Annotated in this window: 8 protein-coding genes and 1 riboswitch; of the genes, 6 read left to right on the forward strand and 2 right to left on the reverse strand. The window is 67.0% G+C overall.

Annotation, left to right across the window (positions count from 1 at the left end; genetic code table 11):
- Positions 1-200 precede the first annotated feature (200 nt).
- The 4 genes from acs to AB1281_RS19730 all read left to right on the forward strand — a co-directional run bounded on the left by acs (position 201) and on the right by AB1281_RS19730 (position 4,470).
- The gene (gene acs / locus AB1281_RS19715) at positions 201-2,144 is read left to right on the forward strand and encodes an acetate--CoA ligase (RefSeq protein WP_430346765.1); all 1,944 of its coding nucleotides are present in this window, start codon (positions 201-203) and stop codon (positions 2,142-2,144) included.
- A 121-nt stretch (positions 2,145-2,265) separates the two neighbouring features.
- Positions 2,266-2,931: a response regulator transcription factor gene (locus AB1281_RS19720; RefSeq protein WP_006477308.1), complete on the forward strand. Its 666-nt coding sequence runs from the start codon at positions 2,266-2,268 to the stop codon at positions 2,929-2,931.
- Between the two features lie 168 nt (positions 2,932-3,099).
- Positions 3,100-3,471 (forward strand): hypothetical protein, encoded by a 372-nt coding sequence (locus tag AB1281_RS19725; protein WP_430346766.1) that lies wholly within the window; start codon positions 3,100-3,102, stop codon positions 3,469-3,471.
- A 245-nt stretch (positions 3,472-3,716) separates the two neighbouring features.
- A riboswitch (yybP-ykoY riboswitch) is annotated at positions 3,717-3,806 on the forward strand.
- An 88-nt stretch (positions 3,807-3,894) separates the two neighbouring features.
- Positions 3,895-4,470 (forward strand): manganese efflux pump MntP family protein, encoded by a 576-nt coding sequence (locus tag AB1281_RS19730; RefSeq protein WP_032957840.1) that lies wholly within the window; start codon positions 3,895-3,897, stop codon positions 4,468-4,470.
- Positions 4,471-4,569: 99 nt separating this feature from the next.
- Here AB1281_RS19730 and AB1281_RS19735 read toward each other — a convergent pair whose 3' ends face one another.
- Together AB1281_RS19735 and AB1281_RS19740 are read right to left on the reverse strand one after the other, a co-directional pair.
- Positions 4,570-8,016: a hybrid sensor histidine kinase/response regulator gene (locus AB1281_RS19735; protein ID WP_119006951.1), complete on the reverse strand. Its 3,447-nt coding sequence runs from the start codon at positions 8,014-8,016 to the stop codon at positions 4,570-4,572.
- Positions 8,017-8,179: 163 nt separating this feature from the next.
- Positions 8,180-10,327 (reverse strand): S46 family peptidase, encoded by a 2,148-nt coding sequence (locus AB1281_RS19740; RefSeq protein WP_430346767.1) that lies wholly within the window; start codon positions 10,325-10,327, stop codon positions 8,180-8,182.
- A gap of 126 nt (positions 10,328-10,453) precedes the next feature.
- Between AB1281_RS19740 and AB1281_RS19745 the strand changes: the two genes are divergently transcribed.
- Positions 10,454-12,142 carry an Hsp70 family protein gene (locus AB1281_RS19745; protein WP_430346768.1) on the forward strand — a complete coding sequence of 563 codons (1,689 nt, stop codon included), beginning with the start codon at positions 10,454-10,456 and terminating at the stop codon, positions 12,140-12,142.
- Positions 12,139-13,659, forward strand: a complete 1,521-nt coding sequence (locus AB1281_RS19750; RefSeq protein WP_430346769.1) for a J domain-containing protein — start codon at positions 12,139-12,141, stop codon at positions 13,657-13,659. Before AB1281_RS19745 ends, AB1281_RS19750 begins: the two co-directional genes overlap by 4 nt.
- Positions 13,660-13,746: the final 87 nt, after the last annotated feature.

Raw genomic sequence — 13,746 nt, forward strand, 5'->3', positions numbered from 1 at the left:
CGGTCGAGCCGAGACTGCGGGGCGTTCACGCACAGCGGCTATTCGCCATTGGTCGAACCCGGCCCTGCTGGGCGCTCACTTTCGACCATGGTCTAACCAGAGTGGTGACGCGGCCGGGGGTGGATGGGGCAAACTGAGGGGGATCGGTCGCCGCAATGCTGCGACCGCACACACAAAGTCAACGTGCAAGTGAGGGTGCCATGGCTGATATCTACCCCGTCGATCCGCAGTTCGCCGCCAAGGCACGCATCGACAAGACGTCGTACGAACAGCAGTACCAGGCTTCGGTGACCGACCCGGATGGTTTCTGGGGCAAGGCCGCCGAGCGCCTGCAATGGATGCGCAAGCCGACGAAGATCAAGAACGTCAGCTACGACCTGTCCGATTTCCACATCAAGTGGTTCGAGGATGGCGAGCTCAATGCCAGCGTGAACTGCCTGGACCGCCAGCTCGAGACGCGCGGCGACAAGACCGCCCTGCTGTTCGAGCCGGATGGCCCGGATGCTCCGGCCCAGCACGTGACCTATCGCGAGCTGTACGAGCGCACCTGCCGCCTCGGCAATGCGCTGCGCAACCTCGGCGTCAAGAAGGGCGACCGCGTCACCATCTACCTGCCGATGATCGTCGACGCCGCCGTGGCCATGCTGGCCTGCGCGCGCATCGGTGCGATCCACTCGGTGGTGTTCGGTGGCTTCGCGCCGAACTCGATCGCCGACCGCGTCAGCGACTGCCAGAGCAAGCTGATCATCACCGCCGACGAAGGCCTGCGCGGTGGCCGCAGGATTCCGCTGAAGGCCAACGTCGATGCCGCGCTGAAGCTGCCCGGCACCAACACCGTGGAAACCGTGCTGGTGGTGCGCCACACCGGCGGCGCGGTCGACATGCAGGCGCCGCGCGACCGCTGGTTCCACGATGTGGTGGACAGCCAGCCGGCCACCTGCGAGCCGGAACGCATGAACGCGGAAGACCCGCTGTTCATCCTCTACACCTCCGGTTCCACCGGCAAGCCGAAGGGCGTGCTGCACACCACCGGCGGCTACCTGCTGTACGCGGCCTACACCCATGAAGCGGTGTTCGACCTGCGCGAGGACGACATCTACTGGTGCACCGCCGACGTCGGCTGGGTCACCGGCCACAGCTACATCGTGTACGGGCCGCTGGCCAACGGCGCGACCTCGCTGATGTTCGAAGGCGTGCCGAACTACCCGGACACCTCGCGGTTCTGGAACGTCATCGACAAGCACAAGGTGAGCATTTTCTACACCGCCCCGACCGCCATCCGTGCACTGATGCGCGAAGGCGAGGAGCCGGTGAAGAAGACCTCGCGCGCGTCGCTGCGCCTGCTCGGCAGCGTCGGCGAACCGATCAACCCGGAAGCCTGGCGCTGGTACTACGAAGTGGTCGGCGACAGCCGTTGCCCGATCGTCGATACCTGGTGGCAGACCGAAACCGGCGGCATCCTGATCTCGCCGCTGGCCGGCGCGATGGACCTCAAGCCGGGCTCGGCCACCCTGCCCTTCTTCGGCGTGCAGCCGGCGCTGGTCAATGCCGATGGCGAGATCCAGGACGGCCCGACCGAGGGCAACCTGATCATCCGCGATTCCTGGCCGGGCCAGATGCGCACGGTGTACGGCGACCACCAGCGTTTCATCGATACCTATTTCCGCACCTACCCGGGCAGCTATTTCACCGGTGACGGTTGCCGCCGCGACGAGGACGGCTACTACTGGATCACCGGCCGCGTCGACGATGTGATCAACGTGTCCGGCCACCGCATCGGCACCGCCGAAGTGGAAAGCGCGCTGGTCTCGCACCCGAAGGTGGCCGAAGCGGCCGTGGTCGGCTTCCCGCACGACGTGAAGGGCCAGGGCATCTACGCCTACGTCACCCTGGTGGCCGAAGAGGCTCCGAGCGACGAGCTGCAGAAGGAACTGGTCGCCTGGGTACGCAAGGAGATCGGCCCGATCGCCACGCCGGACCACCTGCAGTGGGCGCCGGGCCTGCCGAAGACCCGCTCGGGCAAGATCATGCGCCGCATCCTGCGCAAGATCGCCGAGAACGCGCCGGACCAGCTCGGCGACACCTCGACCCTGGCCGACCCGTCGGTGGTGGCGTCGCTGGTGGACGAGCGCAAGGTGCGCTGATGGCGTGACTGCAGGCGCAGGACGCGCCAGGGACGTGGCCGGGAGGAGGGACCCGGCCGTGTCCGACCCGTCCTGCACCTGCCATCACGTCGCTCCTTTTCCTGATCGATAAGCTCGACCCATGACCACCCTCCTGATTGCCGATGACCACCCGCTGTTCCGCGAAGCCCTGCGTGGGGCGGTGCAGCGGGTCATCCCCGGCGTGCAGCTGTTCGAGGCCGACAGCGTGGAAGCGCTGTACGCACTAGCCGATCAGCACAACGACGCCGACCTGGTCCTGATGGACCTCAACATGCCTGGTGCGCAGGGTTTCAACGCCCTGGTGCACATGCGCTCGCTGCACCCGCACCTGCCGGTGGTGGTGGTATCCGCGCGCGAAGAGGCCACAGTGATGCGCCGCGCGCTCGACCACGGCGCGCTGGGCTTCATACCCAAGTCGGCCGACTCGGACACCATCGGCCATGCACTGGGGACCATCCTCGATGGCGAGACCTGGGCACCGCCGGAAGCGCACAACGTGCCGCCCACCGGTAGCGAGGAACGCGAAGTCGGCCAGCGCCTGCGTGAGCTGACCCCGCAACAGTTCCGCGTCTTGCAGATGCTCGGCGCTGGGCGCTTGAACAAGCAGATCGCCTACGACCTCAACGTCTCCGAAGCGACGATCAAGGCCCACGTCACCGCCATCCTGCGCAAGCTGGGCGTGACCAACCGCACCCAGGCCGTGCTGATGGCCGGCAAGCTGGCCATCGACGACGACGCCATCGTGCTGCCGCCGGAAGAAGACTGAAGGTAGTGCCGGCCGCTGGCCGGCATTGGCCCGAGACCGCCTCAAACCGCTTCGGTTGGTGCCAAGCTTGCTTGGCACTTTTGCCCAGCCCCGCCGATGACGCAATCAGCTCTGGCGGGATGATGGATTCGGTCTCAAGCTGGAAGTTCCAACTTCCCGCCCGGAACGATGGACACCTGGACACTGATCGATACCGACGGCTTGAAGATTGGTGTAGTCCAGCGCTTCCGATATGAATCCTGGCGCGTGAGTGGCAGGTTCATGCCCGATCTCGGCTATTCAAGGTACCAGCGGCTCTTCGCCGATCTTGAATATGCAGCCAATGAGCAGTTGTTCACCCATGTCGACGATCTCGAGAGAAGCATCGCTGCATTGCGCATTCGTGCAGTGGGGCCCAGCGGGGAGGACGATCCGCAGCGGGTTGCGAATCTGCAGATCATGGGTGACTGGTGTCAGTTCCAGATCAGTTCGACGACCCGCCCAGCCGATGAGCAACCCCTCACCCTGCCCACAGCAGAATCGAAAGTATCCGCACGTTGATCGCTTCGTTCGCGAACGCTGCCCGGATGGTCCCAGGCCTCCAGGCATGGCCCAGCACCATCAGGCACTGCTCCGGTAGGTGCCAAGCTTGCTTGGCACGCTTTTGACGTTGCACCTGCCGGCCAGCGGCCGGCACTACCAGGCACCGCTGCGCTCTCGATATAGCCATCGCTATACAAACCAGCCCTGCCTGCGCGTTTCGCTGGAAATGCGCCACGCGCGGATCGCGATGCTAAGCTTCGCGTCCCCTTGGGGAGTAGCCGGATTCCTTCGCAGGAATCGTCCACGTCAACATACTCGGCCAGTGCGCCGTGGCGTGGACAACCATGATGGTTGGCGAGACCAGCGGCCCGCGCGCGCAACGTCAGGTTGGGCGCGAGCGCAGGCCGTGCGTCCGTCCTAGCCCGACCTCAGCCGCCGCCCATGTCCCCCATTTCGATCCTCCTGATCGGCTTTGCCATGTCCACCGATGCCTTCGCCGCTGCAATCGGCAAGGGTGCGGCCATGCGCAAGCCGGTGTTCCGCGATGCACTGCGTGCAGGCATCATCTTCGGCGTCATCGAAGCGATCACGCCCATCATCGGCTGGCTGCTCGGCCGTGCCGCCCTGCAGTACGTCGAAGCCTTCGACCACTGGATCGCCTTCGGCCTGCTCGGCGCACTGGGCATCCACATGATCTACAACGGCCTGCGCCCGGACAGTGCCGAGGACGACGAGGATCCCTCGCAGCACCACGGCTTCTGGAAGCTGGCGCTGACCGGTTTCGCCACCAGCATCGACGCGATGGCGGTGGGCATCGGCCTGGCCTTCATGGACGTGCATATCGGCGTGATGGCTGCGGTGATCGGCCTGTGCACGCTGACCATGGTCACCGTCGGCATCATGCTCGGCCGCGTGCTGGGCAGCATGGTCGGCAAGCGCGCCGAGATCATCGGTGGCGTGATCCTGGTGATCATCGGTGCGACGATCCTGTACGAGCACCTGCACGGCGTGGGGTAAAACGCCGAGAGCGGGCGATTGCGTGGTTGCCGGCCAGCGGCCGGCACTACCAGACGTCACATCCACGCATGGCGTGGATCTACTGCCGGGCGGCCGGCGCTACTGCGCGTCGCGCAGCGCGCCCAGGAAGGCGCGCAGCGAGGCCGGCTTGATCGGCTTGGTCAGCACGCGGTAACCCCGTTCGCGCGCCATCCGCTTCAGCTCATCGCGGCCATCGGCGGTCAGCAGTGCGCCCGGCAGCGGGTAACCGGCCGCCTCGCGCAGCGCCACCAGCGCGTCCAGGCCATCCATGCGGTCGTGCAGGTGATAATCCACCAGCATCACCTGCGGGCGTTCGGCGATCTTCTCCAGCGCCTGGTCGACGGTGGCGGCGGTGATCACCTGTACCTGCCAACGGCCGAGCAGTGCGCGCATGCCGTCGAGGATCTCCTCGTCGTTGTCCACGCACAGCACGCGCAGGCCGGCCAGCGAATCGCTGCGTACGGGTGCGGCCACGGCCGGTACCGGAGTGGCCAGTTCGGTATAGCCCGGCAGCGGCGCCACCCGCGGCAGGATGATCGAGAACATCGAGCCCTTGCCAACCCGGCTGCGCGCATTGAGGCGATGGTCAAGCAGGCGCGAGATGCGCTGGCAGATCGACAGGCCCAGGCCCAGGCCCTGCTCGCCCCAGTCGAACGGCTGCTGGTAGCGGTGGAATTCGTCGAAGATCTGCCGCATGTGGTGCTCGGGAATGCCGGGCCCGGTATCCCACACCTGCAGCTCCACTTCGTCGCCGCGCTGGCGCACGGCCAGCACGATGCGGCCCTGGCGGGTGTAACGCAGCGCATTGGCCAGGAAGTTCTGCAGCACGCGGCGCAGCAGGCGGCGGTCACTGCGTACCCATGCCGGGCGTGCGAACAGGTCCAGGCGCAGGCCACGGCCGGCGGCGACCGGGGTGTACTGGGCGGCCAGTTCGCGCATCAGCGCACTCACGTCGAACTCGCCGATCACAGGGTGCAGGCCGCCGGCATCCAGACGCGATACATCCAGCAGGCCATCGAGCAGTTCTTCGGCCGCGCGCAGCGACGCGTCCACGCGCTCGGCCAGATGCTTCTGCTCGTCACTCACGTGATCACTGTCGCGCAGTGCCGAGGCGAACAGGCGCGCTGCGTTCAGCGGCTGCAGCACGTCATGGCTGATCGCCGCCAGGAAGCGGGTCTTCGACTGCTGCGCGACCTCAGCCTCATGCGAGCGCTCGGCCACGCGCTGTTCCAGCGTCTCGTTGGCTTCCAGCAGCGCTTTTTCCGCGTGCTTGTAATCGGTGATGTCGTTGTAGCTGGTCACGTAGCCACCACCGGGCAGCGCCTGGCCACGCATCTCGATCACCTTGCCGTCGCTGCGGGTGCGCTCGAACACGTGCGGTGAACCGGCGCGCATGTAGCCGATGCGGCGGTTGATCTGCACTTCGATATCGCCCTCGCCCAGCTCGCCACGCTCGGCGTTGTAGCGGATCAGGTCGGCCACCGGGCGGCCCACGTAGAGCATGCCGTCGGGGTAGCCGAACATATCCTGGTAGCGGCGGTTCCACGCGGTCAGGCGCATGTCCGGGTCGACCACGCTGACCCCGGCACTGATGTTCTCCAGCGTGGTCGACAGGATCTCGCGGTTGAAGCGCAGTTCCTGTCCCGCTTCGTCCAGCACCGCCACCACTTCACCCAGGTCCATGCCCGAGCCGCGCAGCAGGCTGGTCAGCAGCAGGCGTGCCGATGCCGCACCGATCGACGCGGCCAGCAGGCGCTCGGTGAACTGCACCCACGGCCGGTCCGCAGGCGCCGAGGATTGCAGCTCACGCCCCAGCGACTGCGCCTGCTCGAAGAACGAGCGCCGTGCGTGGCGTTCACCGACCACCCGCGAGGCCAGCGCCAGCAGGTCACCCACGTGCACGTGACCCGGCCAGCCACCGGCCACCGACGGGCGCTCTGCATACGGGTCGAGGAACGGTGCGGCACGCAGCCGCTCGTCGACACCGGGCCGCCAGCGCGCGGACACCAGCATCATCGTCGCCGCATTGACCAGCAGCGACCAGAACGTGCCGTGGGTCAGCGGATCCCAGCCGGTCATGCCGAACAACTGCTGCGGCCGCAGCCACTCGATGCCGAACGGGCCGTGCTGCACCCAGGCGGCATCGACCCAGCCGGCCATGGTCATCGCCGGCAGCAGCAAGGTGTACAGCCAGGTGGCGAAGCCAAGCAGCATGCCCGTCTCGACGCCACGCCGGCTGGCACCGCGCCAGTACAGGCCGCCGATCAGGCCGGGCGCGAACTGCGCCACCGCTGCGAACGCCATCAGGCCATACGAGGCCAGCGTGCTGTCGTTGCTGCTGGTGCGGTAGTAGCTGTAAGCCATCAACGCCAGCAGCAGGATCGCCAGGCGGCGGATCCACAGCACGCGCGAGGCGACGTCGGCGGCCTCCTGGTGGTCACCGCTACGGCGCAGCAGCACCGGCATCACCAGGTCGTTGCTGACCATGGTGGCCAGCGCGATCGAAGACACGATGACCATGCCGGTGGCCGCCGAGAAGCCGCCCACATAGGCGATCAGCGCCAGCGCGTTGCGGCCCTCGGCCAGCGGCAGGGCCAGTACCATCGAATCGTCGGCGACGCTGCCACCGGTGCCGAACAGGGTCACGCCGGCGGTGGCGATCGGCAGCACCATGCCCGAGATCAGCACCAGGTAGCCGCCGAACATCCAGCGCGCGCGGCGCACATCGCGCACGTCACCGCACTCGACCACGGCCACGTGGAACTGGCGCGGCAGGCAGATGATGGCGAGGAAACTGAGCAGGGTCTGCGAGATGAAACCCACCGGCGGCAGGCCGGTGAACAGCGTATGCACCGACTCGACCACCGCGTCGGTGCGGTTGCTCAGCCACAGGTAGGCGAACACGCCCACGGCCAGCATCGCCAGCAGCTTGATCACCGATTCGAAGGCGATCGCCAGCATCATGCCGTGATGGTGCTCGGTGGCATCGACCTGGCGGGTACCGAACAGGGTGGCGAACAATGCCATCAGCAGCGCCACGTACAGCGCGGGATCGGTGAAGAAGCCGGTCGGGCCGGTGTTGCCGGTCAGCACCTGCAGGCTCATCGCCACCGCTTTGTACTGCAGGGCGAGGTACGGAATGATGCCGATCAGCGCGATGATCGCCACCAGCGCCGCCAGCCGCCGCGAGCGGCCGAAGCGCGAAGAGATGAAGTCGGCGATGGAGACCACGTTCTGGCTGCGCGCGATCAGCGCCAGGCGCTCGATGATGCGCCAGCCGAACAGCAGCAGCAGCAACGGACCGATATAGATCGGCAGGTAGCCCACGCCGTTGCGCACGGCGGTGCCGACCGCGCCGTAGAACGTCCACGACGAGCAGTACACGGCCAGCGCCAGGCTGTAGACCACCGGCCGCAGCCACGGCCGGTCGGGGTACATCGGCCGACGGTCACCCCACCACGCCACGCCGAACAGCAGCGCGGCATAGGCAACCGAGACCAGCAGCAGGATCCAGCTGGAGACCACGCGTGCGTTTCCGTCAGGACAGGGGCCAGTAGATCACGACCGTTGGTCGTGATGGTAGGTCACGACGGAGGGGCGCAAGGGTGGCATGACGGTGGGTCACGACCGTTGGTCGTGACGGAAGCCTCCGTGCCCACCAACGGTGGGCGCCCACCAGGAGCCGGCGTTACTGGGCCGGCACGCCCATTTCCTTCAGCAGTTCCGGTGCCGGGTAGACCTTGGCCAGCAGCCAGCGCAGGTAACGCATGTCCACGTGCACGGCGCGCTTGTAGCGCGGGTCGAACCACCAGCTGGCGCTGACCGACTCCCAGTTGCTGTCGAAGTTCAGGCCGATCAGTTCGCCCTTGGCGTTGAGCACCGGCGAGCCGGAGTTGCCGCCGGTGGTATCCAGGTTGGTCAGGAAGTTGACCGTCTGGGTCTTCAGCGCCGGGTCGGCGGTGCTACCGAAGTCACCCTTGGCGATCGCGGCCAGCAGCGGCTTGGGGGCATCGAACGGATAGGCGTTGGTGTTCTTCTCGACGATGCCGGCCACGGTGGTCACCGGCGAGTAGGTCACGCCGTCGCGCGGATGCAGCGCTTCGACCTTGCCGTAGCTGATGCGCAGGGTGCGGTTGGCATCCGGGTACACCGCACGGCCCTGCTTGGCACGCCAGGCGAACAGCGCCTGCATGTAGGCCGGGCGCAGACGCAGCTGCTCGCCTTCGCGGGTCTTGCTCTCGTTCTCGATGCGCAGCTGCGCGGCCACCAGCGGGCCGGCCACGGCGATCAGCGGATCGGCGGCCAGTGCCTTGCCTTCGCGGGCCGCAGCGAAACGGGACAGGCGCTGTGCCTCCTCGCCCAGCTGGGTGCCGGCGTACAGGGAATCCAGCGCCGCTGCCAGCTGCTGCGGGGTACGGCCGAAGGCGGCGTCGAACTCGGCCACGCGCTGCGCGTCCGGCAGCTGCTGGTAGCGGGTCAGCAGGGTGGTCAGCAGAGCCTTCTCGACTTCCGGCGCGTAGCGGCGCTGGACCTGCTTGAGCACGCCTTCGATCATCGCCTGGTCGCGCTGCTGGTAGCCGCTCTCGCGCTGTGCGTCCGGCTTGGCCGATTCGATGCGCAGGCGTTCCAGCAGCAGCGCCGAGCGCAGCAGCTGGCTCTGCGCGGCCATCTGCTCCAGCAGCAGGTCGCGCTCGCCCACCGCCGCGCCCTGCGACAGGTTGGTCAGCAGCGCCTTGATGTCGCCCTGGTACTTGCGGTCGGTGGCAGCCAGCATCGCCGTCTCGTCGGCGGCACGCTGGGCCTTGGCGTCGCTGCGCAGCAGGCCTTCCAGCTCACCGGCGGCGCGCTTGCGGTTGTTCTTCAGCGACTGCAGCTGCGAGGCGTAGCGGGTACGCGCCTGCGCATCCTTGGCGCTGGCCGCCTCGATGGTGTCGATCATCTGCTGGAACACCGACACGCGGCGCGGCAGCACGGTATCGATCTGGCCAGCGAATTCGGCCGCAGTACGGTGGCGGTAGGTGATGCCCGGGTAACCAGCCAGCATCGCGTAGTCGCCTTCCTTCGGGCCTTCCACCGACATCTGCAGGTGCGCCGGTGCCTGGTAGGGCACGTTGTCCTTGCTGTAGGCGGCCGGCTTGCCGTCCTTGCCGACATAGGCGCGCAGCAGGGTGAAGTCGCCGGTGTGGCGCGGCCACATGAAGTTGTCGATCTCATCGCCGTAATTGCCGATCGCACGCGGCGGCGCGTACACCAGGCGCACGTCGCTCAGCTCCAGCTGGGCGATGCGATAGAAATCGGTGCCGTAGTACATGTTGGCCACCGAGCAGCGCACGCTGCCGTCCTTCTCGCACTCGGCCACGATCTGCTTGCTGGCCGCATCCACGGCATCGAAGTAGGCACGGCCGGTCTTGCCACGCGCCTGCGCCAGCACCTGGTCGGTCACCTTGTCGAAGCCGACCGTGACCAGCACACGGAAGTCCGGGTTGGCCGGGCGCTCGTCGGCGCGGTCCCTGGCGATGAAGCCACCGTTGATCAGGTCGTGCTCGGGCGAGCTGTTGTACTGGATCACGCCCATCGCCACGTGGTGGTTGGTCAGCAGCAGGCCGTCGGCGGACACGAACGAGCCGGTGCCACCACCGGCACGCACCACGGCGCTCAGCGGCGGCGCGGTGACGTTGGCCAGGTCGGCCGGATTGCCCTTGAAACCTGCGGCCTGGAGCGGTTTGGCCAGTTCCGGCAACTGGGTCGGCATCCACATGCCTTCATCGGCGTGGGCACCGGCGGCGAGGGTCAGGCCCAGGGCCAGGGCGGTGGGAAGGGCTTTGCGTGGTGACATGAGGCAATCCGGTACGACAGAACAGCCCGGGACCATAGCCCGTGGGGCGCTGTCGGGCAACGCCCGATAGTCAGGCCTGCGTCGCACTCCTAGAATTGCCGTTTTCTGCACATCGGACGTCCGCAGATGATCGTCGGCATCGATCTTGGCACCACCCATTCCCTCATCGGCATGCACACGGCAGCGGGACCGCAGCTGTTCCCCAATGCCCATGGCGAGCTGTTGACCCCTTCGGTGGTCAGCCTCGTCGATGGCGCCGTGCTGGTCGGCCAGCCGGCCCGTGACCGCCTGGTCAGCCATCCGCAGCAGACCGTGGCCCATTTCAAGCGCTGGATGGGTAGCGACCGTGAGACCCGGCTGGGTGAGCGCAGCTTCCGTCCCGAGGAGCTCTCGGCGATGGTGCTGCGTTCGCTGCTGGCCGACGCCGAAGCCGCCCTGGGCCACAAGGTGGAGGAAGCGGTGATCAGCGTGCCGGCCTACTTCTCCGATGCCCAGCGCAAGGCCACCCGGGCTGCCGGCGAGCTGGCCGGCATCCGTGTCGAGCGCCTGATCAATGAACCCACAGCCGCCGCGCTGGCCTATGGCCTGCAGGAGCGTGACGGCGAAGGCCGCGTGCTGGTGCTGGACCTGGGCGGTGGCACCTTCGACGTCTCCATCCTGGAACTGTTCGACGGCGTGGTCGAAGTGCATGCCAGCGCCGGCGACAATTTCCTGGGCGGCGAGGACTTCCTGCAGGTACTTGTGCAGGCCTTCCACGCCGACCATGGCACGTCCGCCAGCGACCTGTCCGCTGCCGAACAGGCGCAGCTGCTGCGTCGGCTAGAACTGTTCAAGCGCGAACTCAGCCAGAGCGGCACTGCCAGCCCGCAGTTGCCCCTGGCCGGCAGTGAACGCCAGTGGCAGCTGGATGAAGCGCGCTACGCGCAGCTCTGTGAGCCGCTGCTGCTGCGCATGCGCACGCCCATCGAGCGCGCGATTCGCGACGCACGGCTCAAGCCCGAGGCGCTGGACGACATCATCCTGGTCGGCGGTGCGGTACGCATGCCGATGGTCAGCAGGCTGGCGACCCGCATGTTCGGCCGGCTGCCGCTGCGCCACGTCCATCCGGACCAGGCGATCGCATTGGGTGCCGCCGTTGCCGCCGGACTGAAGGCGCGCGACGAATCGCTGCGCGAGGTCGTGCTGACCGATGTCTGCCCCTACACACTGGGCACTCAGGTGTCCCGCCAGGATGCTTCCGGTGGCAAGCGCAGCGGCTATTTCCACCCGATCATCCAGCGCAACAGCGTGGTGCCGGTCAGCCGCGAGGATCGCTTTTTCCCGCTGCACGAGCAGCAGCGCGTGGTCGTGATCGATGTCTACCAGGGCGAGAGCCCGATGGTCGATCGCAACATCAAGCTGGGCGAGCTGACCCTGCCACTCACGCACCGCGGCCCACTGCACGAACGCAGCGTCACTGCGCGATTCACCTACGACGTGAATGGGTTGCTGCAGATCGAAGTCACCGAGGACGCTACCGGCAAGCGCCAGGAGCTCATCCTGGAACAGAACCCCGGCGTATTGTCTCCGGCTGAGATCGAACAGCGGCTGCATGCCTTGCAGAACCTGAAGGTCCATCCGCGCGACGCGCAACCGAACCTGGCAGTTGTTGCTCGTGCCGAGCGGTTGTATGAAGAACTCATCCATCATCGCGAACAGCTGCAGTCGTGGCTCAGCCACTTCCGTCATGTACTGGACGGCCAGGATACGGTCACCGTCGAGCGCCATCGCCGTGAACTGACTGAGGCCCTCGACGCACTGGAGCGTGACGCGTGAGCTGGGCGCTGCAGGTCCTGGAACTGGACGCATCGGCCGACGAGCGCGCGATCAAGCGCGCCTATGCGAAGCGACTGCGGGTGACTCGGCCCGACGGCGATCCGGAGGCCTTCCAGCAACTGCACGAGGCCTACCAGGCCGCGTTGCAATGGGCGCGTGAGCGTGCACATTGTGGTGACGATGCGCTGGGCGGCCTGGACGACGCCATCGCGGTGGACAGCTCCGCTCAGGCGGCTCCGCTCCTGCAGGCCCACTTCCCGCCTCCATCTCCGGAATCGCCGGACATGGATATGGCCAGGCTCGACGCGCTGCTGCCGTTCGAAGGCCGACCCGCTCCCAGTCACGGGCCAGCGCACTCCAGTGCCCCCATGCCGATCGAGGCCACGCCGGACGACGCGGCGGAGCCCGCACTGGACCTGCATCGTTTCGCACGTCTGGTAGTGGACACTGCGGCTGACAGCGACCCCGACAGCTTCGAACACTGGTTGGCAACGCGGCAGGAGCTGTGGTCATTGACCGACAAGCAGCGGATCGGCGACACCGTGCTGCAGATCCTGCTACGTCAGGGAGCACCAGTGTGTGCGGAGAACTTCGACCTGCTCGACCTGTGCTTCTGCTGGAATGAAATCGGCAGTGACATCGATCCTTTCGAGATCCATCTGCGGCGCGAACAGCTGCACCACTACTGGCGGCTGCAGCCGCACAATCATGCCGCGCTGGTCGCCTGCCTGGATCGCCCGGAAGCCCCTGTGTCTGCGCGGGAGGCCCGCGTCCGCATGGAGCGACTCACCCGACCCTGGCACCGGCTGGAAGCCCTGTGGACCGCCTGCATGCCCGGTCGCGTGGAAACCATGCGGCGCACTCTTGAACTGCTGGGCGTGCACTACGCCCAGGATGTGTTGCCACCGTTGAATCCAGACCAGGTAGCGTTCTGGCAGATCCTGTCGCAGCCCAGGAAGGTCACGCCGCTGAAGATGCAGCTTGGTGTGCTGCGCAGCATCCTGTGCGCCCTGATACTGCTGCTGGTGCTGGGGGCGCTGGCCCTGGCGGACGACCCGTCGCGACCGCGCAACCACGGCATGGCCAGCATCGGCCAGGTTGCCCTGTACGGTGGACTGGCCGTGCTCATCGGTGGCTCCCTGCTGCTGCCCCTGGGCGGGTTGATGCAGTGGCAATGCGCGCCTGAGCATCCACGCCAGCACGGATGGCTGCCTAGGCTGCTGCTGGTCCCACTGCTGGCGATCGGGGCACTGCTGCTGATGCAGGTGGCCGACGCACGTCTGGTCGGCGGCTTCCTGGCCTGGGCGACGTTGCTGCTGGCCGCGATACGTCTGTGGGCACGCAGCAGCTTCGAGTTCGAGCTTCGACCATGGATGGCGTTGCTCGCCATCCCCATGGTGAAGATCGGGGCCTTGGCCCTGATGATCGGTGAAGTCGCTGCGGTCTTGGCCATGGCCGTGTGGACAATCGACGCCGTCATCCATGCCCGGCCGAAGCCAGAACCGCGCGGGTACTGACGGCCGGCATCGCCAGGTGGGCGGGCTGGCCCCGCCCCTGTCGCGGTGGAGCGACGCCCGGCGTCGCTGCCACCTCCACGCATGGCG

Source organism: Stenotrophomonas sp. NRRL B-14846, assembly GCF_050473585.1.
In the GTDB taxonomy this organism is placed as follows: Bacteria; Pseudomonadota; Gammaproteobacteria; order Xanthomonadales; family Xanthomonadaceae; genus Stenotrophomonas.

Coding starts and splice junctions, on each gene's coding strand:
- AB1281_RS19720 (WP_006477308.1), top strand. CDS start 2,266: ATGACCACCCTCCTGATTGCCGATGACCACCCGCTGTTCCGCGAAGCC.
- acs (WP_430346765.1), top strand. CDS start 201: ATGGCTGATATCTACCCCGTCGATCCGCAGTTCGCCGCCAAGGCACGC.
- AB1281_RS19745 (WP_430346768.1), top strand. CDS start 10,454: ATGATCGTCGGCATCGATCTTGGCACCACCCATTCCCTCATCGGCATG.
- AB1281_RS19740 (WP_430346767.1), bottom strand. CDS start 10,327: ATGTCACCACGCAAAGCCCTTCCCACCGCCCTGGCCCTGGGCCTGACC.
- AB1281_RS19725 (WP_430346766.1), top strand. CDS start 3,100: ATGGACACCTGGACACTGATCGATACCGACGGCTTGAAGATTGGTGTA.
- AB1281_RS19730 (WP_032957840.1), top strand. CDS start 3,895: ATGTCCCCCATTTCGATCCTCCTGATCGGCTTTGCCATGTCCACCGAT.